Here is a 25,139-nt window from a genome sequence, read left to right on the forward strand (position 1 = left end):
CGGAGCCAGCGTCACCGACCCGGGCATCATTGATCCAACGCATAGCCGTCATAGGGATATGAGGCCCCCGCATGACCCTGAACCTGCCCCAGCTGCGGGCCTTTCTCGCCGTCGTCGACGCGGGCGGGTTCAGCGCGGCCGCCGCCGACCTGGGCATGAGCCAGTCGGCGGTGTCACACGCCGTCGCCTCCCTGGAACGCGAGTTGGCCGCACCGCTGCTGATCCGTGCCCACCCCGTGCGGACGACCGCGCTCGGTGAACGGGTCCTGCCGCACGCCCGTGTGGCGCTGTCGGCGGTCCGGTCCGTGGAGGAGACAGCGGCCGATGCCAGCGGGACCATGACCGGCACCGTGCGGCTGGCCGCCACACCGACGGTCTGCCAGGGGCTGGTCCCCGGTCTGCTCCGGCACTGGCGCGAGGATCAGCCCCGGATCACCGTGCGGGTCTTCGAGGGCGACAGCGGTGAGGTCGCGGCCTGGCTGGAGGACGGGACGGCCGATGCCGCCATCCTGATCGATCCTCCCCAGGCCACCGCCGAAGGGCGACCCCACGCCGACCCCGGGATCCAGCTCGCCACGGACGAGTACCGGGCCCTGCTGCCCCGGGACCACCCGCTCGCGGACGAACCCGGTGTCGACCTCCGCGACCTGGAGGACGACCCGTTCCTGATCTCACCCAACGGCTGCGAGGCCCGGGTCCGTACGCTCCACCGCCGGGCCGGGCTGTGTTTCTCCCCCACGCACCGGGTGCGGGACCTGGCGACGCTGATCCGCATGGTGCAGGCCGGTATCGGCGTCACCGTCCTGTCCGAGGTCTCCCGCTCGCTGATCCCCGCCGACCTGGTCCTGCTCCCGCTGACGCCGCAGACCTCGCGCCGCCTCGTACTGACCGGACCGCAGGCCCGCCCCTGGCACCCGGCGCTGCGCACCCTGGCGGAGTCGGCCGCCGGTCATCTGGCCCACGCCGCCGCCCTTCCTGAGGAGGGGCATCCCCTGCCCAGCGGCAGCCGCTGAGTACTCAGGGGCGCCGGTGGGGTGGGGGCCCCACGGCCCGTGGAGGTCATGCCCGGGCGTCGCGGCGGAACAGTGCCGTCCAGAGGAAGGCCTCGCCGAAGTACGGGGACTCCGGCGGCTCGTCATGCATCCGCCGCAGCTCGACCTCCGTCAGGTCTGAGAAGATCCGGCGCAGCGACTCGGGGCTGTAGGCGAGGCCGCCGTGCAGGCGGGACTGGCGGTAGAACTCGACGTCGGGGAGTTCGGACCCCATCCCGCCGGCCGCGAAGCAGGTGAGCGAGAGATGGCCGCCGGGAGCGAGCAGCCGGTCGAGGAGGGCGAGGTAGCTGATGCGGCGATGCGGCGGCAGATGGTGAAAGCAGCCGGAATCGTGAATGAGGTCGTACGGGCCGCTGAGTGCGTCACCGGCCGGTGCGAAGGCGTCGCCGCAGTGGAAGGCGACCTGGGCACCCGCCTCCCGGGCGCGCTCCTCGGCCCAGGCGACGGCCGCCGGGGAGAGGTCGACGGCGTCCACCTCGAAGCCCAGGGAGGCGAGGTGCAGCGCATTGCGGCCCGGCCCGCAGCCCAGGTCGAGGGCCCGGCCCGGGGCGATCAGCCCGCGTTCGAGGTACGAGACCAGGTGCTCGTCCGGCTTCGCCACGAAGAACGGCACCGCCCTGTCGCGGTCCGCGTAGAAGCCGTCCCACCACGCGGCCCCTTCGCTCGTCCAGCGGTCGGCCTCTGGCGCGAACAGGTCGTCCAGAAGCCTGAGTACGTCGTCCATGGTGCGGATGTTCCGGTCCATCCGGTCCCCCTTTCCGTTGCGGCGATCGTAGGGTCGGCGGGTACAAAAGCCCAGATCAGAGGGGATGTCGGGATGCTGTCACCGGCGGTGTGCGGGGCTGGGGCGAGGGGGCGAAGGGTGCCACTTACGGCCTGGGGTGGGGCGCCGCTCATGCCCCCGCCGAGGGTCGTGAAGGGGGTAATTCCCGCTGCGCCGGGGCGGGTTTTCCGGTTGGCCTCCGGTCGGTCCGGGTGCCGTCGCCGTCCTGCACCGCGTGACGCTCCGGCACCACGGGGCGCAGCCCAGGTGCCAGGGCAAGTGTGACCACGACCGACATGGCCGCCATCGCCGCCATCGCGGTCGCGGGCGAGGTGCGTTCGGCGACGGCACCGGCCAGGGCGGCGCCCACGCCCTGGAGGGTCAGCATGCCGGAGGAGTGCAACCCCAGGGCGTGGCCGCTCAGTTCGTCCGGGGTCAGGGACAGCAGACGCTCCTGAAGCGGGAGGTTCGCCGCGTAGCCGACGGTGGCGAGCAGGACCGCGGCCACCGCGAGGGGGAGCGGCGGGTGTACGGCGAACAGCAGGTAGGGCACGGCGAGCAGCAGACATAGCGGAACGCAGAGCCGTGGTCGCCACCGCCGGGGGACGCATCTGCCGATCAGGACGTCCCCGGTCAGCATGCCGAGGGCGCCGCAGGCGAAGAGGAGGCCCGCGTGCCGGGGCGCGTAGGGCACATAGAGGGACTCACAGCCGACGATCAGCCCGTTGGGTACCCACAGGGCGAGGTAGACGGTGCGGCGGGGGCCGTCGGACCACAGGCGGGCGTTGTTCTGCCAGGTGTCGGCCACCGACGGCCGGCCCGCGGCGCGCGGGGGCCGTCGGCCGAGACCGCACCGGGCGACGACCGCGGCGGCGGCGTACAGCGCGGCGCCGGCGAGCAGGGTGCCGCGCGCCGACAGGAAGGTCACCAGCACCCCGCCGACCGCGAACCCGCAGATCTGTAGCAGCCCGGTGGACATGTTGAGCACCGAGCGGCCCAGCAGATAGCCCTCGCGCGCGAGGATCTCGTGGAGCAGCCCGTAGCGCACTCCGCCGCCCAGCGACGAGACCGGGCCCAGCACCAAGAGGACGGCGAAGGCCGCCCACACGGGCAGCCCGGGGAGGGCCTGGACGGCGGTGCCCAGCCCGAGGAGCAGCGCCAGGCCGGTCAGCGCGGCGCGCGGCGGCATCCGGTCGGCCGCCGACAGCAGGGTCGCCGCACCGAGCACCTGGGCGAGGGCCGGGCCGAACATGGCGAGGGCGGAGAGCAGCGGCGAGCCGGTCGCGGCGTAGACCCGGTGGCTCAGGGCCAGGCCACTCATGGTCTGCGCCCCCACCTGAAGGGATGTGGTGAGGAAGAACGGGGTGAACTCCGGTGTACGGAAGAGCTGTCGGTAGGTACGCACGGTTCGGGAGTCTCGGGGCCCGCGCGGCCGGGGCGTTACTGTTTCGCGGGTCGGCGAAACCACGGCGAGCCGCGCGGGGCAGAGGAGAGGGCGGAGGAGATGGGCTGGTGGGAGGTCAGCGCGGACACCCTCGCCGGCAGCCGCTTCGTACTCTCCCCGCTGGCCGAGAGCATCGCCGCGCTGAAGACCCTGCACCGCGGCTCGGCGGCGCATCCGGGGGAGAGTGTTTGGCTCGCGCGCCATGGGCCCGCCTATCGCGGGCGGCTGGCCGATGACCCGGTCACCGCGGCGCTGGTCCGAGCCGCTCTCGGGCACCGCTGGAACGCGACCTTCCTGACCCCCACCCCGGCCATGGAACGCACCGCGGAACCGCCGTCCTTCACCGACGAGTTGGCGGCCGTCCGTGCGACCTCGCCCGATACCGCCCGCGCCGATCTGGCGGTGTCCCTGGCCGGTCGGCCGCTCCCCGGCCCGCTGCGCCGCGCCGGCGATCTGCCCGAGCGCACCGCTGTTCTGCTGGAGTGGGTGTGGCGGGAAGCGGTGCTGCCGTACTGGCCACGGCGCCGGCGGGTCCTGGAGGCCGATGTCCTCGCCCGCAGCGCGCAGTTGAGCCGGGGCGGCTGGACCGAGGCGCTGGACGGGATGCGCCCCGGGATGCGCTGGCTCGGCGCGAACCGGCTACAGATCACGGCGGCCGACGACCATCCGCCGCGGGAACTCGACGGGGCGCAGCTGCTGTTCGTCCCGGTCACCCCGCGTCAGAGCTGGGTCTCGTGGGACGTCCGCCCAGGCCCGGGCGGACACCGGTCCGCCGTGGTGTATCCCTGCTCGGGCGCGCTGGCCGGGACCGGCCGGGTGGCGGCGCCCGAGGCGCTGGGTGCCTTGCTGGGGCCCGCGCGGGCAGGCGTTCTCGTCCTCCTCGGCACGCCCAAGAGCACCACTCAGCTGGTGGCGCTGACCGGTCAGGGGCTGGGGTCGGTCGGCCGGCATCTCAAGGTGCTGTCCGAGGCCCGGCTGGTCGGCCGCCGCCGGGCCGGACGGTCCGTGCTCTACTTCCGGACGGCGGTCGGCGAGGCCCTGGTGGCAGCGCAGTGTGACGCATGAGCAGGGTGTTCCTGCCGCGTCGTCCCGTCGGCCGGGTGCCCCGAAAATCATGGGGTTCTGCCTTGCTCTCTTCAGGGGCGCGTGCCTCAATGGGCAGCGATTCAGGTCGCTGACCAACCGTCAGATCTGGACGGTGCGTCGGCACGGGGTCCGACCGCGGCCCCCGGGTGGCTGCCTGTCGTTCCTCCCGCACCCCTCGACGGCCGGTGCCATGGACCTGCACCCCCCCCTCATGAAGGCGGTAACCCCCCTATGAAGCACCTCAGACCCGGCAGATTCGGCTTCCGTACGGCACTTGTCGTCGCCGTCGCCACCGCGGGCACCCTCGCGATGGCACCGGCCGCCCCCGCGGTGACCCCCGGCACCGCCACCCTCTCCTTCAACTGCGGCTTCTACGGTTCCGGTACGGGGACGCTCACCGCGACCCAGAACGGCACGGCCGCGACCATCAGCCTGTCCACCTCGGCGATCACCTCACCCATACCCATCGGCGCGAACTCGGTGGCGTCGACCCTCACGCTCACCAAGAACGGCTCCGGGACCACGCAGTTCACCGGCAAGGCCAACCCGGCGATCCCGGCCGGCAGTCCGGTCTCCACCGGACCGCTGAAAGGTACGGTCGCCGCGGGTGACCGCCTGGAGGCCAAGTCCCTGAAGGTCGTGGTGCTGGGCATCACGGCCACCTGCAACGCCACGTCCAAGCAGTCGCCCGGACCGTTCGTCTTCTGACGGACGGGCGGGGGCCGGCGGACCCACGCCCGCCGGTCCCCGCCGCACGGCCGCCGCCCGGTCAACGGGCGCGGCTCACAGCTTCCCCGGGCCGCCCCCCGTGCCGGAAGCCTCCCGTTCCGCCCGCGCCAGGTTCGAGCGGCGGTAGGAGTAGGTGAAGTAGACGACCATGCCGATCAGGAACCACACCGCGAACCGGACCCAGGTCTGCCACGCCAGGAACGTGATCAGCCAGATCGAGAAGCACACCCCGATCGCCGGCACCACGGGCATCCCCGGCGTACGGAACGTCCGCGGCAGGTCGGGGCGCTTGTAGCGGAGCACGATCACCGCGATGCAGACCACCACGAACGCGAGCAGGATGCCGATGTTCGTCAGCTCGGCGGCCTCACCGATCGGCAGGAAACCCGCGATGGCCGCGGAGGCGAAGCCGACGATCCAGGTCACCCGGGTCGGCACATGGTGCTTGGGGCTGGTCTTGGCGAACCATTTCGGCAGCAGACCGTCGCGGCTCATCGAGAACCACACCCGGGTCACCCCGAGCATGAAGGTGAACATGACGGTGAGAATGCCGATGATCGCGCCGACCGCGATGACATCCGCGAGGCTGCTCAGCCCCACCGATTTGAACGCCGACGAGAATCCGCTCTCCGGGTCGATGTCCTTGTAGTTCTGCATACCCGTCAGCACCAGGCAGGCGAGGACATACAGCACCATCGAGATCGCCAGCGAATACATGATCGCCTTCGGCATATGGCGCTGGGCGTCCTTGGATTCCTCGGCCGCGGTGCTCATCGCGTCATAGCCGAAAACGGCGAAGAAGACGGTGGCCGCGCCGGTGAAGGCGCCGGTCACCCCGAACGGGAAGAACGGGTGGTAGTTCGAGGTGTTGATGTGGAAGAAGCCGACCGCGATCACGACGATGACCACCAGGACCTTCAGGCCCACCACGATCGTCTCGAACCGTGCGGCGTTCTTGATGCCCAGCGTCAGCAGATAGGCGATCAGCAGACAGAGCACCGCGGCGAAAAGGTCCACCCGGTGCCCCGGCCCCGTTCCCGGCGCGCCCAGCATCCAGGCGGGCACATCGACGCCCATTTCGCCGAGCAGGAAGCCGAAATAGCCGGAGATGCCGATCGCGACCACCGCCACGATCGCGGTGTACTCCAGCAGCAGATCCCAGCCGATGAACCAGCCCGCCACCTCACCGAGGACCGCGTAGCCGTAGGTGTAGGCCGAGCCCGCCTTCGGGATCAGCCCGGCGAATTCGGCGTAGGAAAACGCCGCCGCGGCGCTCGCGATGCCCGCGATGAGAAAGGAGATCAGCACCGCCGGTCCGGCTTTCTCATTCGCGACGGTGCCGGCCAGTGTGAAGATTCCCGCGCCGATGATGCCGCCGACGCCGATGGCGGTCAGCTGCCACAGGCCGAGCGCCCGGGTGAGCTGCTCGCTCGCGGTGCCTTCCGCCTCTTGAATGTGTTCGATCGGTTTACGGCGCAATACGCCCTGTCCCGCGCGCAGGCCCATCGTCATCCCTCCGTACGCTCCGTCGTGGTCCGACGGCGGATCATCATGGACCCTCGGGGGCGACTAAGGAAGGCGACTCCCTAGTACTGCCGGGACTCGCCGGGAGACGTACACGGGAGAGGTGTTCAATCGGCGTCCTCCAGCCGGAATCCGACCTTCAGGCCGACCTGGTAATGGTCGATCTCGCCGTTGACGATATGCCCGCGGACCTGGGTGATCTCGAACCAGTCGAGATTGCGCAGGGTCTCCGAGGCGCGCTTGATGCCATTCCTGACCGCGGCGTCCATGCTCTGCTGGGACGTTCCGACGATCTCGGTCACACGATAGGTGCGGTCGGTCACGGTGGTCTCCCTCGCCGGGGCGGCGCTCCGCCCGTCCACTTTCCACCGTGCATCAGGGCGCCGCACCCCACCAGCGGAGCGGCGGGCGGGCCCGGGGGCCTACGGCACGACGGTGACCGGCCAGCGGCCGGCCTTGACCAGCCGCACCGCGACCGAGCCCATGATGCGGTGCCCGGCGGACTCCGAGGCGCCGACCACCACCGCATCGGCCTTCAGCTCGTCGGCCATCTGCACCATGCCGTTGTACGGGTCGCCCCGCAGGGTGTGGAACTCCCAGCGCACCTGGTATATCCCCTGGAGCCGCTCGGTCGCGCTACGGATCTCGGCCATCAGGTCCTCGGCCACCTCGTTCGTGGCATCCACCACCGGAGCCCCCATCGCCGCACCGGCCGGCAGCACCGGCTGGACGTAGACCAGGGCGAGTTTCGAGGCCTGGCGCCTGGCCAGTCCCGCCGCATAGGCGGCGGCGCGCCACGACGAGTCGGAGCCGTCGATACCGACGACGATGACCTTCGGGCCGTCCGTTCCGCGCTCGAACTGCGCGGCTGTGTTCTCCTCCACACCACGGAGGTTATCCGCACACGCGTGCTGCCGGGCCCCCGGGTCGCGCCGCTGCCTCCGGGTCCGCGGCCCGGCACGGTCAGGCGGGCGCCGGCGGCCAGCTGTCCGCCGCCAGCACGCCCAGCACATACGCCCTGGCCACCAGCGCCGTACGGCCCTGCACCCGCCAGCGGCGGGCCAGCCGGGTGAGGTGGTAGTTCACCCCGTCGACCGTCAGGCCGAGCGCCGTACCGATCGACGCCGTGGTCGCGCCGCCCGCGGCCAGCGCCAGGATGCGGGCCTCCACCGGGCTCGCCGGGGCGCGCGGCGCCGGCGCCGGAGCGGGGTCGCCGACCCGCAGCAGCGCCAGCAGGGCGGGCGGGTGCACCGACGGATCGCCCACCGGATCGATCGTCAGCTCCCCTTCCCGCTCACTGCCGTCGGACCCGTCCCGCCAGCGCACCTCCACCGGATAGCGCGACCGGCGCCCCCGTCGCAGGGCCTCGGTCAGCCGGTCGAGCTGCGCCTTCGCCCGGGGCTCGAAGAGATCCAGCAGATTGCGGCCGCGCAGCTGTCCCGGTGCCGCGCCCCACTGAGCGGCCATCGCCGGATTGGCGATCATCACCTCGCCGTAGGCCCGGCACACCGCGATCGGCGTGGGGATACGGTCCAGCAGAATCAGGAAGTAGTTGCGCCAGGGGCCGTCCGCGTACGGCCCGGCCGGGTCGATTTCCGCGCTGTCACAGGCCGGATTGCCCGCGCCGTCGGCGTCGGTGCCCGGTGCACCGCCGGCAGTCCCGTTGTCCATTGCCTCTTCTCCGGTCCGCGCGCAAGAGCGAGCAGCGAAAAACCACTGCACAATCATGCAGTTGTCCGGGCGTGACCTGCACGTGGGGGCCCTCACGCTGGAGTCATGACCGACACCATCGCGCTCCACAGCGACGAAAGCGCCGCCGATGACGGCATTCCGGTGGCCGACCTCACGGACGCCGGGCCCATCCACACGCCCATCCAGCAGTTCATGGACCTGGCCCGGATCCACGGCCCGGTCTTCAAGCGCAAGTTCGGCGACCACGAGACGCTGTTCCTCGCCTCGCTCGACCTGGTCACCGAGCTCGCCGACGAGTCCCGCTTCAGCAAGGCCAAGTCGGTCGTCCTGGAGAACGTCAGAGAGTTCACCGGTGACGGTCTGTTCACCGCCTACAACGACGAGCCGAACTGGGCCAAGGCACATGAGGTCCTGATGCCGGCGTTCGCGCTCGGCTCGATGCGCACCTACCACCCGGCGATGCTCAAGGCCGTGCGCCGGGTCATGGCCGCCTGGGACCGGCGGGTGGCCGACGGCACGCCCGTCCAGGTCGCCGAGGACATGACCCGGATGACGCTGGACACCATCGGACTGGCCGGCTTCGGCTTCGACTTCGAGTCCTTCTCCCGCGGTGACACCGAGCATCCGTTCGTCGAGGCCATGGTGCGCTGCCTCGAATGGAGCCTGACGAAGATTTCCCGTGACCCCGACGGCGACCACTCCGCGGCGGACGCGGCCTTCCGGACCGACGCCGACTATCTCGCGTCGGTCGTCGACGAGGTCATCGCCGCCCGCACGGCGAGCGGCGAGAGCGGCGACGACGATCTGCTGGGCCTGATGCTCGGCGCCCGGGGGCAGGAGGACGGCGCGGCGGGCGACGGCCCCACCCTGGACCTCGCCAACATCCGCAACCAGGTCATCACGTTCCTGATCGCCGGTCACGAGACCACCTCGGGCGCGCTCTCCTTCGCCCTCTACTACCTGCTCAAGGACCCGCTCGCGCTGCGCATGGTCCAGCGGGAGGCCGACGAGCTGTGGGGCGACCAGGCCGACCCCGACCCCTCGTTCGAGGACATCGGACGGCTGCCGTTCACCCGCCAGGTCCTCAACGAGACGCTGCGGCTGTGGCCCACCGCCGGCGCCTTCTTCCGTCAGGCCCGCGAGGACACCTTGCTCGGCGGCCGCTATCCGCTGAAGGCCGGGGAACCGGTCATGGTGCTCACCCCGATGCTGCACCGCGACCCCGTCTGGGGCGACAACCCCGAGCTGTTCGACCCGTCCCGCTTCAGCCCGGAGGCCGAGGCGGCCCGTTCGCCGCATGCGTACAAGCCTTTCGGGACCGGTGAACGCGCCTGCATCGGGCGGCAGTTCGCGCTCCACGAGGCGACCATGCTGCTCGCCCTCCTCGCCCACCGCTACCGCCTGATCGACCACCGCGACTACCGGCTGCGGATCAAGGAGACGCTGACGCTCAAGCCCGACGGGTTCACCCTCACCCTGGCCGCCCGGACGCCCGCCGACCGGGCCGCGGTCCGCGCCGCGCTGGCCGTGCTCCCCGGCAGCGCCGAGACCGCCGGGAACGACGCGGCCACCGACGAGGGGTTGCCGACCCGCGTGCCCCAGGGCACCGGACTGCTGCTGTTGCACGGCAGCAACTACGGCACCTGCCGCGAGTTCGCCGAGCGGCTCGCCGACGAGGCCACCGGACTCGGCTTCGCCGCCGATGTGGCGCCGCTGGACGCCTACGCCGGTGCGCTGCCCGCCGACCGCCCGGTCGTCATCGTCGCCGCCTCCTACAACGGGCAGCCCACCGACGACGCGGCCGCCTTCGTCCAGTGGCTGAACACCGCGCAGGACGGCGCCGCCACCGGCCTGCCGTTCGCCGTGCTCGGCGTCGGCGACCGCAACTGGGCCGCCACCTACCAGCACATACCCACCCTCATCGACGACCGGCTCGACGCACTCGGCGCCCACCGACTGCTGCCGCGCGCCGAGGCCGACGCCTCCGGCGACCTCAGCAGCACCGTCAAAGAGTTCACCGCGGCGCTGCGCACCCAGCTGCTCACGCGGTACGGCGACCCGACGAGCATCGGCGCCGGCGAACCGGCGGCGGAGGACACCGGCTACACCGTCACCGAGATCACCGGCGGCCGGCTGGACGCCCTCGCCGCCCGCCATGACCTCGTCCCGATGACCGTCACCGAGGCCTACGACCTCACCGCCGAGGGCTGGCCGCGGCCCAAGCGCTTCCTGCGGATCGCCCTGCCGGACGGCGTCACCTACCGCACGGCCGACCACCTCGCCGTGCTGCCCGCCAACGCCCCCGCCGCCGTCGAGCGGGCCGCCCGCGCCCTCGGCGCCGACCCGGACACCGTCCTCGCGCTGCACTCCGGCCGCCGCGCCGGACGCGACACCCTGCCGGTCGACCGACCCCTGACGGTGCGCCAACTGCTCACCCACCACCTGGAACTGGGCCTGCGGCCGACGCCCGACCAGGTCGCCGTGCTGGCCGCCCACAACCCCTGCCCGCCCGAGCGCCACGCCCTGGAGACCCTCGCCGAGGACGACCCGCGCACCCTGATCGACCTGCTCGAGGCCCACCCGGCGCTGCGCGGCGCGCTGCCCTGGCCGACGGTCCTGGAGCTGCTGCCGCCCCTGCGCACCCGGCACTACTCGCTGTCGTCCTCGCCCGCCACCGACGCCCGGCACGCCGATCTGATGGTCTCGCTGCTGCCCGGCGGCACCGGCTCGACCTATCTGCACGGTGTGCGGCCCGGCGACACCGTACTGGCCCGCGTCCAGCCCTGCCGCGAGGCCTTCCGCCTCGACGCGGCCGATGACACCCCCGTCATCCTGGTCGCGGCGGGCACCGGCCTCGCGCCCTTCCGCGGCGCCGTCGCCGACCGTGTCGCCGAGAACCAGCAGTCCCCCGCCCGGCTCTACTTCGGCTGTGACGACCCCACCGCCGACTTCCTGCACGCCGCGGAGTTCGCCGCCGCCGAAGCCGCCGGCGTCATCTCCGTACACCCCGTCTTCAGCGAACGCCCCGAAAACGGCCACCGCTTCGTCCAGCACCGGATCGCCGCCGAGGCCGCCAAGGTGTGGGAACTGCTCCAGGCCGGTGCACGGGTGTACGTCTGCGGGGACGGCAGCCGGATGGCCCCCGGCGTACGGGCCGCCTTCCGCGAGCTGCACGGAGCCCACACCGGCGCCTCCCCGCAGGAATCCGAGGCCTGGCTACGCGAACTGACCGCCTCCGGCCGCTACATCGAGGACGTGTACGCGGCGGGCTGAGGGGTGCCGCGAGACCCACGGGGCGGCGCTTCCGCCGCCCGGTGGGTCATGAAGTGGGCAGTCTCCGCCTGCGTTGCGCTGTCTCTGCCCAGAAAGGAGCGGCGGTGTTCGCTTCCGCCCCGCTAAAGTTCATCCCCCAGTGACGGGCATCACACGCCTCAGGGGGGTATCGACAGGGCATGGACAGACCCGAGAACCCGGAGATGGCGCGGCAGCAGCCCCCGCCGACGTTACGGTCCAAGGCGTCCAGTAGCGACAGACCCTGGCACAACCGAGTCGCTCCTCCACCCCCGCCGTCGTTACCCCCGCACCTGGCGGGCGGCGTCGACCTGCGGACCAGCAAACGGCTGCTGTGGGTAGGCGGCGCCGCCTACCCACAGCAGAACATTACGCGGGTGTATACGTTCCTGCTCACCCCACGGCGCGGTGAGGCAACCGTGCTCTTCCTCAAGCGCGTCGGGATCGTCCTGTCGGTGGCCTTCGCCCTGGTGATCCTCAACGGAATCACCGGCTTCGCCAGCGACGAGGATGCCTCGCGAACGATCACCCAACTCGTCTGGATCGGCGCCGTTGTGTCGCTGGTCTACTGTGCCGGGGATTTGGGGGCGGTCCTGACCGCCGCCTCCCACTGGGTGCTGGCCGTCGAGACGTCCGGCGCGTCGACGGCCCTGGTGACCAGCAAAAACACCCAGCATCTCAATGAGCTCGTCGGCCAGGTCGTGAACTGGATCGAGAACCCCGAGATCGAGTTCCAGGTGAAGGTCGAGACGCTCCTGATCAATCCCAGGAACTACCACTTCGGCGACAACGTCAACATGTACGGCGGATCGGGCAACGTGGGGGTGGCGAAGTCATGAGCGGCGACAACTGCTACCTCGGTGACGGCGTCACCATGAACAACGGCACGAAGAACATCGGCATGGTGAAGAACGCGGCGCCGGCCGCCATGGACCCTGAACTGAACGGGATCCTCCGGCTCCTGGGCGCGCAGTAGCGGACGCGACGACGAGCGGGGCCCCCGGGGCGTCACGCGCCCTCCGCGCCCTCCGCGTTCCCCCGCCCGGCCGCCCCCGGGAGATGGACGACCAGCAGGGCGATCCCGGCCAGGGTGACATTGCGGGTGGCCGCCTCCAGGCCGTTCCAGGTCTTGGACTGCCACATGGAGAACCACTCGCCGCCGATGGCGAGGAAGCCCGCACCGAAGAGGAGGAGGAGCATCAGCAGGCCGACGGTGCTGACCAGCCGCGCCCGGGCGAGGCGGTCCCGGCGGCGCATGCCCTGGGCCCACAGGGCGGTGGCCGCGATCAGGGCCAGGGCGGCGAGCGTTTCCCAGGCGATGATGCCCAGGTACGCGGCGTCCTGCCAGGTCTGTGAGGTGATGGCCCGGCCCATCAGATCCGGATCCTTGAAAGTGGTGTCCATGGCCAGGACATGCCGGACGAATTCCTGATTGGTGCCGAAGTCCGTGATATTTCCGAAGGCCACGAGGGCGATGTAGAGCGCCACGATGCCCGTGAGGGTGGCGGCCGCGAGCGGCAGTCCGGTGTGCGGTATCCGGTTGGTGGAGCTTTTGTCGGACATGGGTCCTCCCCGAGTCGGTGATGTCGTCCGATCTTTGCTTATCCGCCCACCACCCCGTGCGCCCCATGGCCCCCAACTCCCGTACGCTGCTCCCCGATCGACCGGGTGACCGACCGGTCGATCGGCCGTTGGGCGGGTGCCCGGACGGCCGGATACCTAGGGGAAGCGGGGCACATGAACGGAAAGCGGTGTGTGGGAACGGTCGCCGTCGCGGCGGCGGCGGTGCTCGCGGCGACCGTGCCGGCGGGCGCCGAGCCGGCCGGCACGACATACGGCACCAGCACGTCCGTGGGCGTTCACAACGCCTATGAGAAGGAGAAGTACCCGTACTTCGCGGATGCCCTGGACTCCGGCGCCGCACTGCTCGAACTCGACCTCTGGACCAACGGGCTGGGCCGGTCCTTCCGGGTCTCGCACAGCAATCCACTGGGCAACAACAGCAACTGCGAGGGCGCCGCGAACCCCTCGGAGCTGCGCACCAAGGACCGCAATCAGGACTTCGCCGGGTGCCTCGCCGATGTGCGGGCCTGGCATGACGCGCACCCCGGCCACCGTCCGATCCTGTTCAAGATAGAGATGAAGGACGGCTTCAACGCCAAGGGCGGTCGCGGGCCCGCCGAGTTCGACGCGCTGGTGCGCGAGAAGCTGGGCGACGCCGTCTACGGCCCCGGCGATCTCACCGGCGGCCACGCCACACCCGACGAGGCCGTACGGGCCGACGGCTGGCCCTCCCGCGCCGACCTGGCCGGCAAGTTCCTGATCGAGCTGATACCCGGCACCGTCGAGGAGAAGAACCCGTTCGACAAGCTGTGGACGGACGTGGAGTACGCCGGCCACCTCAAGAACCTCGCGGCACAAGGGCGGCTGGACCGGTCGACGGCCTTCCCCGCGGTGCACGGCGCCGCCCCCGGCGACCCCCGCGAGCGCTACGCGGACCCCGCGCTGCGCCCCTGGTTCGTGGTCTTCGACGGGGACGCCGCGACCTATCTGAACGGCAGTATCGACACCGCCTGGTACGACACCCGGCACTACCTGCTGATCATGACCGACGCCCACAATGTGCCGCCGGCCATCGACGGCACCCGCCCCACCGAGGCCCAGGCCCTGGCCCGGGTCGGCCAACTCGCCGCCGCCCACGCGAGCTTCGCCACCGCGGACTGGTATCCGCTGCCGTCCGTGCTCAAGACCGTGGTGCCGCGCGGGGCCTGACGCCCGACGCCACGGCCCGGGATCCGGCCTGCGAGGGCTGCGGTCCGGGCTGCGCGGTCGCCCGCCGGTAGAGCGCGGCCACGTCCGGTCCGAACCGGCTGCTGTACGAGACGAGGTCGTCACCGCCCTCGTCGCGACCGCCGATCACACCGATCAGCGCACCGGTCCCGGTGGCCGGATCGAGGTCGGTGAGCATCGGCCCGCCGCTGGTCCCGTTCGGGAACCCCGGGCAGCTGAAGCGGAGTTGGGCCGGGCCCTGGGCGTCCGCCGTGTGCCGGCAGCTGACCGGTATGTCCCGGTCCTCGGGATAGCCGGTCAGCTGCGCCGGGCGCCCGGCCGGTGTGTCGAAGCGGATGTGTTCGGCGCCGGTGACGTCCGCTATCCGGCCGCCGGTCCGGCCCGCCCGGCGTACCCGCAGGAACGCCACATCGTGGTCCGGATCCCGGTCCCGGATCCAGCGCGGGTCGACATGGATCCGGGTGGGTACCCACAGGCCGTACGGCGCTATGCCGTCGTGCAGGCCGGGCGCGAACACCAGCCGGGTGCGGAAGCCGTCGTCGTGCACACAGTGCGCCGCGGTGGCGATCAGGTCGCCCGCCGGGGACTGCACCACGCTGGCCGTGCAGTGGTGGACGGGCTTGCCCTCGTCGTCGGGGGAGAAGAGCGCGCCGATCGCCGGCGAGGGGGCCGCCGGGGCGGCCAGCAGCGGCCGGGACCGGGACAGCGGGGACGCCATCACGCTGTCGTGCTGTGCCGCGGCCACCGGCGGGCCGGGCCGCTCCTGGTAGGGCCCGGTGAGCACCGCGGCGGCGGCCTGGTCGCCATCGGTCCGGTTCGCCGAGTAGGAGCCGGTGGCGGTGTCCCCGGGAGCGAGGAACGGATCGCGGGACGGGGAGTCCAGCGCCAGGACCGTGCTGCCCACGGCCACGGTCAGCAGCCCGAGCGCCAGGGTCACCCGCAGCGGAACGCCGTCCCGGCCGCGGCCGGTGCAGTCCGGCCCGCCGGGAACCGGGCAGGCCCCGGCCGCCGGCACTCCGGCGTCCCCGGCCGCCCCGTCGGCGCTGTCCGCCGGCACGGTCCCGCGCTCGCTCGTCTCCACCAGCCGCCGCCTCCCCACATCAGCCGGTGACGCCCCCTTGGACGCAGGGGCGACGCCGGATCCAGACATTTCACCCAGTCTGATGCAGGGGTGGCCGCTGTGGTTGGGTCACCCGGCCGCCTCATTCCGTACGAGCGGCGAAGAGCACCGGAAAAACCCGCACCGGGGCACCCGACAGACCCGGAATTTGCGGGGCCGGCGGGCTGCTCGCACCAGGTGCGGTGAGGCCGCCGTTCCCTGGGCCGGTCGGGTGAACCGAGGGGCGCTGCCGAGCCCGTCGGCCGCCGTCAGGCTGCGCGCCGCAGCCGCCGCCCCGCGAGGTTGTGCGCGATCAGCGTCTCGGCCAGGCCGTTCTCGTTCGGGAAGTCCATCGGCACGATGCCCAGCCCGGTCCAGCCGCTCTCTTCCGAGCCCGTCAGCAGCTTCTTGACCTGCGGGTTGAGGCGGTCCGCGTTGGAGCGGGGCGGGAGCCAGGCGGAGGTGCTGACGTAGTTGACGAAGAGCTTGCCGGGCTGGGTGACGGCCTTGCGGAACTGGGCCTCGATCTTCGGGTACTTCCCGAACGGCTCCGCCATGTAGTCGTCCTGGATGTCGAACAGCTGCGGATCGGCGTAACGGACGCCGCCCAGCCCCTCGGAGTCCGCCAGCAGCACCACCTTGCCGCGCGCCTCACCCAGCGTCGGCAGACCGGCATCGAGCCGGAACAGCGACCGGTAGCCCTTGTCGTCCAGATAGCTGCCGAAGATCCGGCGGAACTCCTCGGCGGAGACCTCCGAGTACTCCTGCTTGACGCGCATCAGCACCGTCTCGGAGGGGTGCGCCCGGAGGAACGCCCGGCAGGCGTTGAGTACATCGCCGAACATCAGCTCCTGGTAGAAGGCACCGTGATGGATGGCGAAGACGTTGTCGATGGCCCGGCAGCGGACGTCCAGGAAGCGGATGCCGGAGGCGAGTTGGGCGTCGACGGAGGTGTTCTGGCAGGCCACCCAGGGGCCGCCCAGCCGGGCACCGGAGTCATGGGTGCCGGGGATCGTCAGCCGCTGGACCGGGGTGCCGTCGCCGAGTGCCGCCATCCAGTCCGCCACGGACACCGCGGACGCCCGGCGTTCCGCGGCACCGGCCGTGAACTGCCCGCTGCCGATGCCGGCCAGCACCCCGGCGGCCGACAGTCCGGCCGCGCCCCTGAGGAATCCCCGTCGATCCAGCACCGGTCCCATGCCGCTTCCCCTGCCCGTCGAGTCTGCGTGCGTGCGCACCGGCCGTCCGGTGCGAACACGCGGTCGGGGCATCGAACCACATCGCGCGCGAACACGGCACCCGGCCGGCGGCCCCGACGGGCACGCCGGCCGGGAAGCGGCAGCCGTCAGACCCGGAAGGACAGGGAGAGCGCGAAACGGTCCGCGCTGTCCGTCCACCAGTTCTTCAACTCCAGCCCGGCGGCGGCCAGTTCGGCGCGCACGCCCTCCTGGCGGAACTTGGCCGAGACCTCGGTGCGCACCTCCTCGCCCGCCGCGAAGGTCACCGCCAGGTCCACTCCGGGGATCTTGACGGTCAGGTCCTTACGGGCCCGCAGCCGCATCTCGACCCACTCCTGTCCGGCGTTCCACAGGGCGACATGGTCGAAGTCCGCCGGGTCGAAGTCGCCGCCCAGCTCACGGTTGATGACCTCCAGGACGTTCTTGTTGAACGCGGCCGTGACGCCCTGCGGATCGTCGTAGGCGGTGACGAGGGTGGCCTCGTCCTTGACCAGGTCGGTGCCGAGCAGCAGGGCATCGCCCGGGGACAGCATGGCGTGCACGGAGTGCAGGAACGCCGACCGCTCCGCGGGGAGCAGATTGCCGATGGTGCCGCCGAGGAACGCGAGCAGCCGCGGGCCGGGCGTCCCGGGGAGTTCCATGCCCTGCTGGAAGTCGGCGACCAGCGCGTGCACGGTCAGCCCGGAGTGCTCGGTGAGCAGCGCCTCGCCCGCCGCGGCCAGCGCGGATTCGCTGACGTCGATGGGCAGATAGGTGTGCAGTCCGGTCAGCGCGCCGAGGAGATGGCGGGTCTTGTCGGAGGAGCCGGACCCCAGCTCGATCAGCGTGCGGGCCTGGGTGGCCGCGGCGATGTGATCGGCGCGGGTGAGCAGGATCTCCCGCTCGGCCCGGGTCGGGTAGTAGTCGGGCAGCTTGGTGATGTCCTCGAACAGCTCGCTGCCGCGGGCGTCGTAGAACCACTTCGGTGGCAGCTGCTTGGGGGTTCGGGACAGCCCCTGGGCGACATCGGCGCGCAGCGCGGCCGCGGTGGCGTCGGCAGGGAGGGTGCGGGTGATGCTGAGCGGGCTCACGTCGCGGGCTCCTTGAGCGGGGTGAGGTGGACCTCGGTCCGGGTGGCGCGCAGCAGCGTGCGGTCGGGGACCTCGGTCCAGTGGGGGGAGTCGTCGTACGGTTCGGAGGCGACGACCGTGCCGCCTTCGGGAAGGGCCAGATGGCAGAGCGTGTCGCCCCAAGTGGTGGCGGCGATGGTGGTGCCGTCGGTGAGCAGCAGATTGAGCCGGGACCCGGGCGCGGCCCCGGCGACCGCCGTGACGGTACCGGCCAGCGCGTCGCCGAGCTCGTCGCCGCGCGCCAGCCGGTGCAGGACCAGCGCCCAGAGGAACGCCGCGTCGCAGCGGGCCGGCAGCCGCAGCAGTTCCTCGGGCGGCAGCTCGGCGGCCAGCGGGGCGAGCGCGTCCGGCCAGCCGGCCACCGCGCCGTTGTGGCTGAACAGATAGCGGCCGGTGGCATACGGCGCGGCCGCGGCCTCGGCGTCCGCCCCGGCCACGGTGGCGTCCCGTACGGCGGCCAGCAGCGCGCCGGTGCGCACCACCCGCGCCAGGTCGGGCAGCAGATCATCGCCCCAGATCGGCCCGGCCCGCCGGTAGCGCGCGGGCACCGGGTCGCCGGGCGCGTACCAGCCGACGCCGAACCCGTCGGCGTTGACCGTGCCGTGGCGCTGGCGGCGGGGTGCCCATGACTGCCGGTAGAGGCCGTGCGGCGGGGCGAGCAGGAGCTGACCGAAGGGCCGCTCCGGTCCCAGGTAGGCAAGGTGACGGCACATCAGGCACCGGCCTCCCCACGGGACGGGGCCGCGGCCCTCATGCGTCCACCGCCGCCGGGTCGGCGTCCCGGGCGGTCCGGAACCCGGAGAAGATCTGCCGGCGGACCGGCAGGTCCCAGTTGCGGAAGGTGCCCCGGCAGGCGACCGGGTCGACCCCGAAGGAACCGCCGCGCAGCACCTTGTGGCCGTCACCGAAGAACACCTCGGAGTACTCCCGGTAGGGGAAGGCGGCGAAGCCCGGGTACGGCAGGAAGTCGCTCGCCGTCCACTCCCACACATCGCCGATCAACTGCCGGATGCCGAGCGGCGACTGGCCGTCCGGGTAGCTGCCGACGGGGGCGGGCCGCAGATGCCGCTGGCCGAGGTTGGCGTGCGCCGGGGTGGGGTCCTCGTCGCCCCAGGGGTGGCGCCGGGACCGCGCGCTCGCCGGGTCATGGCGGGCGGCCTTCTCCCACTCGGACTCCGACGGCAGCCGCCGGCCGGCCCAGCGTGCGTAGGCGTCCGCCTCGTACCAGCTCACATGCAGCACCGGCTCGTCCGGCGGCACCGGCTCGGTCACCCCGAACCGCCGCCGCAGCCACTGGCCGCCGTCCCGCTTCCAGAAGAGCGGGGCGCGCAGCTTGTGCTCCTGCACCATCGCCCAGCCGGCCTCGGCCCACCAGCGTCGCTCCTCGTAGCCGCCGGCCTCGATGAACCGCTGGTAGGCGCCGTTGCTGACCGGTGTGGTGTCGATCAGGAAGGCGGGCACCAGCCGCCGGTGGGCGGGTCGTTCGTTGTCCAGTGCCCAGGGCTCGGTGGAGGTGCCCATGGTGAACGGGCCGCCGGGGACCAGCACTTCGGCCGGGAGGAGGTCGTCGGGGGCGGGCGGCGGCTCGGGCGCGGTGAGCACGGCCGGGCCGGTGCGCAGCTGGTGCGTGATGAGCATGGTCTCGTCGTGCTGCTGCTCATGCTGCGCGATCATGCCGAAGGCGAAACCGGAGTCGAGCAGCGGACCGCCGTGCAGCGGGGCGCTCTCCAGGATGTCCAGCACCCGGCCGCGGACCTCGGCGACATAGCCGTGTGCCTCGTCGGGGGCCAGCAGCGGCAGCGAGGGGCGTTCGGACCGGGGGTGCTCGAAGGCGTCGTAGACGGAGTCGATGTCGGGGCGCAGCGCGTCACGGCCGCCGACGGTGCGCAGCAGCCACTGCTCCTCCTGGTTGCCTATGTGGGCGAGGTCCCAGACGAGCGGGGACATCAGCGGGGAGTGCTGGGCGACGAGGTCGGGATGCTCGACGCAGGTGGTCAGCAGGCGGGTGCGGTCGCGGGCGGCGAGCAGCGCCGAGGCCGCGCGCTCACGGAGGAGCTCGGGATCGGGGGTCACTGGCTGTCCTTCCCAACGATGAGATCGCCCTCCGCGGCGTACAGGGCGTCGAGATGGTCGTCCGCGGGGCAGCGGCCGCGTGCCACATAGCGTTCGGTGAACTCCGCGACCGCCGCGCGCACCTCGGGCGAGGCACCGAGGCGCGGCAGGGCCTCCTGCGCGGCGGCGAAACAGGCCACCGCGGCGGAGTGCAGCTCCGGGTCGGTCAGCGCGGCGCGGGCGGCGTGCCGCCACAGCGGGTTGCGCGGCGCGGGGCGGGAACCGGCCGTCTCCGCCAGGGGTTTGACGATGCGGTACGCCCGCTCGGTGGCCTCCGGGTCGTCGAACAGCGCGGCCGTGACGGCCAGCGGCACGATCCATCCGGCATCACCCGACTGCGCGTCGATCATGCGCAGCTCCAGATGGCCGCGCGGCCGTACCGGCGGGAAGAGCGTGGTGACGTGGTAGTCCAGATCCTCCTGGGTGGGGGGTCTGGGCACGCCGGTACGGATCCACTCGCGGAAGGTGAGCCCCTCCGGAGCGTCCCAGTGGCCGTCCTCGGAGCGGACGCACATGACCGGTGCGTCGAGGACGTAGCGCGCCCAGGCGGTGCGCGGATCCGGCCCCGGGGGCGGGGCGAGGGTACGGGCCGGGTCGAGCTGCGACCAGATGACCTGGCGGGTGGTGCGGTAGCCCGTCGGGCAGGACTCGCTGATGGGTGAGTTGGCGAACGCCGCGGCCAGTACGGCGCCCAGCAGATGGGCCAGCAGCCAGCGCCGGCTGTATCCGAGCGGTCCCGGCTCCTCGTGGCCGGCGTCCACACACACCTGCACGGACGCGGTGGCGCACATCATGGACCGCCCGGCGGAGCCCCAGCGGTCGAAGTACGTCTCCATGGCGTTGTAGCGGGGGTCGGTCAGCACCCGCCGCGGGGGGTGCCACGGATTGTGGCCGTGGCCGGCCAGGCCCAGGCCCATGGCCAGCATGGCGGGCCGGACCTGCGCGAGGTCGGCGGTGACGGCCTCGATGCAGTCGGTGAGGGAGGTGGCGGGCAGCGAGCTGAGCTCCAGCTGGCCGCCGGGTTCGAAGGTCAGCCGAGAGGTGAGGGGGAGCGCGCGCAGGGCGGTGGCGGCGCTCTGCAGCCGGGCGGGTTCGACCGGACATCGGGGGTTGCGCGCATCATGGACCAGCCATTCGATCTCCACGCCGATACGGCGCGGCGGGCCCGTCTTGAAGCATATTCCGTGCAGGTGAGCTTCCAGCTCCGCTTCCGATACCGCAGGTCGTACGGGCATCGAATCCCTCTCCCTTGTGGGGTGACGGCAGGATTGCCGCCCTCCACCTAATCTCCTGCGGGCGATGCGCTCAAGAGCGCGTTCGGACGGTGGACGGCGGAACGGGCGTCCACCGGGCGAGAGGGAGGGCCGGGGCCCGGAGACCACCCGAGGTGCCGCGGCGCCTCCTCGGCGCCAGGACGGCCTTCCTGCCCGCCGCGCGGCCCCGGGACCGTATCGGCGGGCGGCGGACGGGGCCCGGGAAGGCGTACGGCCGTTCGAGTGAGTGCGGGGCGGGGTGCGGTTTGCCGCCTTGGCCGGGCGGCGGCCCGGTGTGGCCGGGCGCCCGGCATTACTGGCGGTAGCCCGCCAGGAAGCGTCCGATCCGGCTGATCGCCGCGTCCAGGTCATCGGCGTGCGGGAGGGTGAGGATGCGGAAGTGGTCCGGGCGCGGCCAGTTGAAGCCGGTGCCCTGGACGACCTGGATCTTCTCCCGCAGCAGCAGATCGAGGACGAACTTCTCGTCGTCGTGGATCTTGTGCACGGCCGGGTCGAGGCGGGGGAAGGCGTAGAGCGCGCCCTTGGGCTTGACGCAGGAGACGCCCGGGATCTCGTTCAGCCGCTCCCAGGCCCGGTCGCGCTGCTCGTGCAGCCGGCCGCCCGGCAGCACCAGGTCCTGGATGCTCTGCCGGCCGCCGAGCGCGGCCTGGATGGCGTACTGGGCGGGGGCGTTCGGGCACAGCCGCATGGAGGCGAGGGTGCCCAGGCCCTCCAGATAGTCGGCGGCGTGCTGCTTGGGGCCGGAGACCACCAGCCAGCCGGAGCGGAATCCGGCCACCAGGGAGGACTTGGACAGCCCGCTGAACGTCAGACAGACCAGGTCGGGAGCGAGGACCGCGGCGTGGTGGTGGACCGCGCCGTCGTACAGGATCCGGTCGTAGATCTCGTCGGCGAAGACCATCAGCCCGTGGCGCCGGGCGAGGTCGAGCATGCCGTCGAGCAGTTCGCGCGGATAGACCGCGCCGGTCGGGTTGTTGGGGTTGATGATGACCATCGCCCGGGTCCGGTCGGTGATCTTCGAGGCGAGGTCGTCGAGGTCCGGCAGCCAGTCCGCGGACTCGTCGCAGAGATAGTGCACGGGCTTGCCGCCCGCGAGGGAGGTGACCGCCGTCCAGAGCGGGAAGTCGGGGGCCGGGATGAGGACCTCGTCACCGTCGTCGAGGAGGGCCTGCACCGCCATCGAGACGAGTTCGGAGACGCCGTTGCCGAGGTAGATGTCATCGACGCCGACGTCGGGCAGTCCGTTCTGCTGGTAGTGCTGGGCGACCGCGCGGCGGGCCGAGAGGATGCCGCGGGACTCCGTGTAGCCGTGTGCGCGGGACAGATTGCGCATCACGTCCTGAAGGATCTCCTCGGGGCACTCGAAGCCGAACAGCGCCGGATTGCCGGTGTTGAGCCTCAGCACGCTGTGGCCCGCCTCCTCCAGCGCGTCCGCGTGCTCGATCACCGGCCCGCGGATCTCGTAGCAGACGTCGGCCATCTTGCTGGATTGCTTGAACTGCATGCGGTGGCCTCCCGGTCCCTCGCTCACCGCGCGGCGCGGCAGCATTCGTCAGAACGTACTTGGTTTTACCAAGCCGGGACTTGGAAAGTCCAACCTTTGTCTATGCTGGAGCCATGCCGCGCCGAAGCTATGACCAGTACTGCGCCGTCGCCCGGGCCCTGGACGCCGTCGGCGACCGCTGGACGCTCCTGATCGTCCGGGAACTGCTGGGCGGCCCCCGGCGCTACACCGATCTGCACGCCGACCTGCCGGGCGTCAGCACCGACATACTCGCCTCCCGGCTCAAGGACATGGAACGGGACGGCCTGGTCACCCGCCGCCGGCTCGCCCCGCCCGGCGCCGCCTTCGTCTACGAACTCACCACCCGCGGGCACGCACTGCTGCCCGCGCTCACCGCCCTCGCCGACTGGGGCGCGCCCGCCCTCGACGAGCGGCGCCCGACCGACGCGCTACGGGCCCACTGGTTCGCGGTCCCTCTCATGGCGAGGCTGGCCCGGCACTTCACCGACGGCACCGACGTCATCGATATCGCCCTCGACGAGGGCGAGTTCCATGTCGTCCTGGGCGGCGACGGGCCGGAATCCGGCCACCCTGAGGGCGGGCCCGGATACGCGGACGGCCCGGCCGCGCACCCCGATATCCGGCTGCGGATGGACGCCGCGACCTGTGCTGATATCGCGTACGATCGCCTCTCCCTCGCACGGGGGATCGAATCCGGCCGGATCGCGGTCACCTTGCCCGCGGGATCCGGTGAACGGCAGCGGCGGAAGAGGACGACAACGGCATGACGACGCGCCCCCTGGCGGTCTTCGACCTGGACGGCACGCTCGCGGACACCGGCCACCGCCAGCATCTGCTGCGGCAGACCCCGCGTGACTGGCGGGCCTTCTTCGCGGCGGCCACCGCGGACCCTCCCCTGGCCGAGGGGGTGGCCCTGGCGCTGCGCAGCACCGAGGACTGCGAGGTCGTCTACCTGACGGGCCGCCCGGAGCGCTGCCGCCGGGACACCGTGGCCTGGCTCGCCCAACACGGCCTGCCCGAGGGCAGGTTGTGGATGCGGCCGAACCATGACCGGCGCCCGGCGCGGCACACCAAGCTGGAGATCCTGCGCCGGATCGCCCGCGACCGGGAGATCCGCCATGTCGTCGATGACGACGAACTCGTCTGCGACGCCTGCGAGGAGGCCGGTTTCCGGGTGATCCGGGCCCGCTGGGCCACCCCGTCCGAGGCCCTGCGGGACGCCCAGCAGCGGGCCGGGCGCACCTGAGGACACCGCCCCCGGGCGCGTCCGTTCGGCTGAACTGACGGTACGTCAGCAACCGCATCGGGTAGCGCTCGGGAAATGGATCAAGCATCAGGAACCCAGTCGCGCACCGGGCTTGCGCTACTGCTGACCGTGGCGTTGCTCACCGGGCTCTGGACCCCGGCGGCCGCGGCGGCCCACGACCCGAGGAGCGGCGGGCGGACCGGCTCGGCCTGGCTGCCCTACTGGGGCGATATCGACGCCGCCTACCGCGACGCGCTGCGGCACGCCGCCCAACTGCACACCGTCAGCCCCTTCTGGTACGAGACCTCCTCCGATATGACCATCAAGGGGCATCACGGCGCCGGGCGGCGCGACATCATCGACGGGCTGCACGACGCCGGGATCGATGTCGTGCCCACCGTGACCGAGACCCTCGGCGCCGCGAAGATGGCCGCGCTGATGCACGATCCGGAGCGGCGGCGGGACCATATCGACACGCTGCTGGACCTGGTCGAGAGCCGCTCCTACGACGGGCTCGACCTGGACTACGAGGCGATGGCCCTCAGCGGTGACCGGGAGGACCGCGACCGGGTGCGGACCGGCTACAACGCGCTCGTCAAGGAGCTGTGCGCACGGCTGCACGAGAGGGACAAGCAGTGTGTGGTCACGGTGCTGGCCCGGGTCCGCGGCAGTGGCCAGGCCTTCGACTACGAGCGGCTCGGCCGGTACACCGACCGGTTCCGCATCATGGGCTACGACCTGCACTGGTCGGGCGGCGACGCGGGCCCGCTCTCCGCGAGGGACTGGTACGACGAGTTCCTGCGCTACGCCACCGACACCGTCCCCCGGCACAAGATCGAGGTGGCCTTCCCGGGCTACGGCTGGGACTGGGTCCGTGGGGTCACCGGCCATGCGGCCCATGTGACCTGGAAAGAGGCGGAGGCGCTGCGTGAGCGGGAGGACGCGGACTACCGCTTCGACGAGGTGTCCGGCACCCCGCACTTCACCTACCGCAAGGACGGTGAGGAGCACGAGGTCTGGTACCAGGACGGCCGCGGGGTCCGCGCGCAGCTGCCGCTGCTGAGGAAGTACGGGGTGCGCGGCACCGGCCTCTGGGCGCTCGGGTTCGAGGACCCGGACTTCTGGTCCGCGCTCCGCGACGGGTAGCCGCGGCGCGGCCGTGGAC

General features: G+C 72.0%; 24 protein-coding genes. 10 read left to right on the forward strand and 14 right to left on the reverse strand.

Annotated features, from left to right (window positions below):
- The first annotated feature begins 71 nt into the window (after nucleotides 1-71).
- Complete coding sequence (locus tag QT196_RS34040) at nucleotides 72-1,013, forward strand: LysR family transcriptional regulator (RefSeq protein WP_290356301.1); 942 nt, start codon at nucleotides 72-74, stop codon at nucleotides 1,011-1,013.
- A 46-nt stretch (nucleotides 1,014-1,059) separates the two neighbouring features.
- On the opposite strand, the gene QT196_RS34045 is transcribed toward QT196_RS34040, so the two are convergent.
- Nucleotides 1,060-1,797 carry a class I SAM-dependent methyltransferase gene (locus QT196_RS34045; protein ID WP_290356302.1) on the reverse strand — a complete coding sequence of 246 codons (738 nt, stop codon included), beginning with the start codon at nucleotides 1,795-1,797 and terminating at the stop codon, nucleotides 1,060-1,062.
- 148 nt (nucleotides 1,798-1,945) lie between these two features.
- Nucleotides 1,946-3,220, reverse strand: a complete 1,275-nt coding sequence (locus QT196_RS34050; protein ID WP_290356303.1) for an MFS transporter — start codon at nucleotides 3,218-3,220, stop codon at nucleotides 1,946-1,948.
- Between the two features lie 99 nt (nucleotides 3,221-3,319).
- Between QT196_RS34050 and QT196_RS34055 the strand changes: the two genes are divergently transcribed.
- The gene (locus tag QT196_RS34055) at nucleotides 3,320-4,324 is read left to right on the forward strand and encodes a helix-turn-helix domain-containing protein (protein WP_168482525.1); all 1,005 of its coding nucleotides are present in this window, start codon (nucleotides 3,320-3,322) and stop codon (nucleotides 4,322-4,324) included.
- Nucleotides 4,325-4,576: 252 nt separating this feature from the next.
- Nucleotides 4,577-5,053 (forward strand): hypothetical protein, encoded by a 477-nt coding sequence (locus tag QT196_RS34060; protein WP_168482526.1) that lies wholly within the window; start codon nucleotides 4,577-4,579, stop codon nucleotides 5,051-5,053.
- Nucleotides 5,054-5,128: 75 nt separating this feature from the next.
- Here the strand turns inward: QT196_RS34060 and QT196_RS34065 are convergent, their stop codons facing one another.
- The 4 genes from QT196_RS34065 to QT196_RS34080 form a co-directional block, all read right to left on the reverse strand.
- The gene (locus QT196_RS34065; RefSeq protein ID WP_290356306.1) at nucleotides 5,129-6,586 is read right to left on the reverse strand and encodes an amino acid permease; all 1,458 of its coding nucleotides are present in this window, start codon (nucleotides 6,584-6,586) and stop codon (nucleotides 5,129-5,131) included.
- Between the two features lie 119 nt (nucleotides 6,587-6,705).
- Entirely contained in the window at nucleotides 6,706-6,921 is a 216-nt protein-coding gene (locus tag QT196_RS34070; RefSeq protein WP_168482528.1) for a dodecin, read from the reverse strand.
- 99 nt (nucleotides 6,922-7,020) lie between these two features.
- Nucleotides 7,021-7,482: a universal stress protein gene (locus tag QT196_RS34075; RefSeq protein ID WP_290356308.1), complete on the reverse strand. Its 462-nt coding sequence runs from the start codon at nucleotides 7,480-7,482 to the stop codon at nucleotides 7,021-7,023.
- Nucleotides 7,483-7,561: 79 nt separating this feature from the next.
- Nucleotides 7,562-8,269, reverse strand: coding sequence for a PAS domain-containing protein (locus QT196_RS34080; protein ID WP_168482530.1), 708 nt, complete (start codon nucleotides 8,267-8,269; stop codon nucleotides 7,562-7,564).
- 105 nt (nucleotides 8,270-8,374) lie between these two features.
- Here QT196_RS34080 and QT196_RS34085 point away from each other — a divergent pair, with 105 nt between their 5' ends.
- From QT196_RS34085 to QT196_RS34095, 3 genes are all read left to right on the forward strand, one after another.
- A complete protein-coding gene (locus tag QT196_RS34085; RefSeq protein ID WP_290356310.1) occupies nucleotides 8,375-11,563 on the forward strand; it encodes a cytochrome P450 in 3,189 nt (1,062 codons plus the stop codon).
- Nucleotides 11,564-11,742: 179 nt separating this feature from the next.
- Entirely contained in the window at nucleotides 11,743-12,420 is a 678-nt protein-coding gene (locus QT196_RS34090) for a DUF6232 family protein (RefSeq protein ID WP_290356312.1), read from the forward strand.
- Nucleotides 12,417-12,557 (forward strand): hypothetical protein, encoded by a 141-nt coding sequence (locus tag QT196_RS34095; protein ID WP_168482532.1) that lies wholly within the window; start codon nucleotides 12,417-12,419, stop codon nucleotides 12,555-12,557. The genes QT196_RS34090 and QT196_RS34095 overlap by 4 nt, the downstream gene beginning before the upstream one ends.
- 32 nt (nucleotides 12,558-12,589) lie before the next feature.
- Here the strand turns inward: QT196_RS34095 and QT196_RS34100 are convergent, their stop codons facing one another.
- Entirely contained in the window at nucleotides 12,590-13,144 is a 555-nt protein-coding gene (locus tag QT196_RS34100) for a DUF2165 domain-containing protein (RefSeq protein ID WP_290356314.1), read from the reverse strand.
- Nucleotides 13,145-13,318: 174 nt separating this feature from the next.
- On the opposite strand from QT196_RS34100, the gene QT196_RS34105 reads away from it, so the two are divergent.
- On the forward strand, nucleotides 13,319-14,353 hold the full coding sequence (locus QT196_RS34105; protein ID WP_168482534.1) for a phosphatidylinositol-specific phospholipase C domain-containing protein: 1,035 nt from the start codon (nucleotides 13,319-13,321) through the stop codon (nucleotides 14,351-14,353).
- Here the strand turns inward: QT196_RS34105 and QT196_RS34110 are convergent.
- From QT196_RS34110 to QT196_RS34140, 7 genes are all read right to left on the reverse strand, one after another.
- A complete protein-coding gene (locus QT196_RS34110; protein WP_290356316.1) occupies nucleotides 14,325-15,452 on the reverse strand; it encodes a trypsin-like peptidase domain-containing protein in 1,128 nt (375 codons plus the stop codon). The two genes, QT196_RS34105 and QT196_RS34110, sit on opposite strands and share 29 nt — an antisense overlap.
- A gap of 287 nt (nucleotides 15,453-15,739) precedes the next feature.
- A complete protein-coding gene (locus QT196_RS34115) occupies nucleotides 15,740-16,669 on the reverse strand; it encodes a phosphatidylinositol-specific phospholipase C (protein ID WP_266732478.1) in 930 nt (309 codons plus the stop codon).
- Nucleotides 16,670-16,815: 146 nt separating this feature from the next.
- The gene (gene egtD, locus QT196_RS34120) at nucleotides 16,816-17,778 is read right to left on the reverse strand and encodes an L-histidine N(alpha)-methyltransferase (protein ID WP_266732480.1); all 963 of its coding nucleotides are present in this window, start codon (nucleotides 17,776-17,778) and stop codon (nucleotides 16,816-16,818) included.
- Entirely contained in the window at nucleotides 17,775-18,530 is a 756-nt protein-coding gene (egtC, locus tag QT196_RS34125) for an ergothioneine biosynthesis protein EgtC (RefSeq protein ID WP_290356320.1), read from the reverse strand. The genes egtD and egtC overlap by 4 nt, the downstream gene beginning before the upstream one ends.
- Nucleotides 18,531-18,567: 37 nt before the next feature.
- On the reverse strand, nucleotides 18,568-19,890 hold the full coding sequence (egtB, locus tag QT196_RS34130) for an ergothioneine biosynthesis protein EgtB (RefSeq protein WP_290356321.1): 1,323 nt from the start codon (nucleotides 19,888-19,890) through the stop codon (nucleotides 18,568-18,570).
- A complete protein-coding gene (gene egtA, locus QT196_RS34135) occupies nucleotides 19,887-21,164 on the reverse strand; it encodes an ergothioneine biosynthesis glutamate--cysteine ligase EgtA (protein ID WP_168482536.1) in 1,278 nt (425 codons plus the stop codon). Before egtA ends, egtB begins: the two co-directional genes overlap by 4 nt.
- A gap of 331 nt (nucleotides 21,165-21,495) precedes the next feature.
- Entirely contained in the window at nucleotides 21,496-22,707 is a 1,212-nt protein-coding gene (locus QT196_RS34140) for a pyridoxal phosphate-dependent aminotransferase (protein WP_168482537.1), read from the reverse strand.
- 113 nt (nucleotides 22,708-22,820) lie between these two features.
- Between QT196_RS34140 and QT196_RS34145 the strand changes: the two genes are divergently transcribed.
- The 3 genes from QT196_RS34145 to QT196_RS34155 all read left to right on the forward strand — a co-directional run bounded on the left by QT196_RS34145 (nucleotide 22,821) and on the right by QT196_RS34155 (nucleotide 25,120).
- Nucleotides 22,821-23,495: a helix-turn-helix domain-containing protein gene (locus QT196_RS34145; protein ID WP_266732487.1), complete on the forward strand. Its 675-nt coding sequence runs from the start codon at nucleotides 22,821-22,823 to the stop codon at nucleotides 23,493-23,495.
- Nucleotides 23,492-23,974, forward strand: coding sequence for a hypothetical protein (locus tag QT196_RS34150; protein ID WP_168482539.1), 483 nt, complete (start codon nucleotides 23,492-23,494; stop codon nucleotides 23,972-23,974). The genes QT196_RS34145 and QT196_RS34150 overlap by 4 nt, the downstream gene beginning before the upstream one ends.
- Before the next feature lie 75 nt (nucleotides 23,975-24,049).
- Nucleotides 24,050-25,120: a glycosyl hydrolase family 18 protein gene (locus tag QT196_RS34155; RefSeq protein ID WP_266732490.1), complete on the forward strand. Its 1,071-nt coding sequence runs from the start codon at nucleotides 24,050-24,052 to the stop codon at nucleotides 25,118-25,120.
- The last annotated feature ends 19 nt before the right edge of the window (nucleotides 25,121-25,139 follow it).

Source organism: Streptomyces sp. P9-2B-2 (assembly GCF_030406865.1).
Classification (GTDB): Bacteria; Actinomycetota; Actinomycetes; order Streptomycetales; family Streptomycetaceae; genus Streptomyces; species Streptomyces platensis.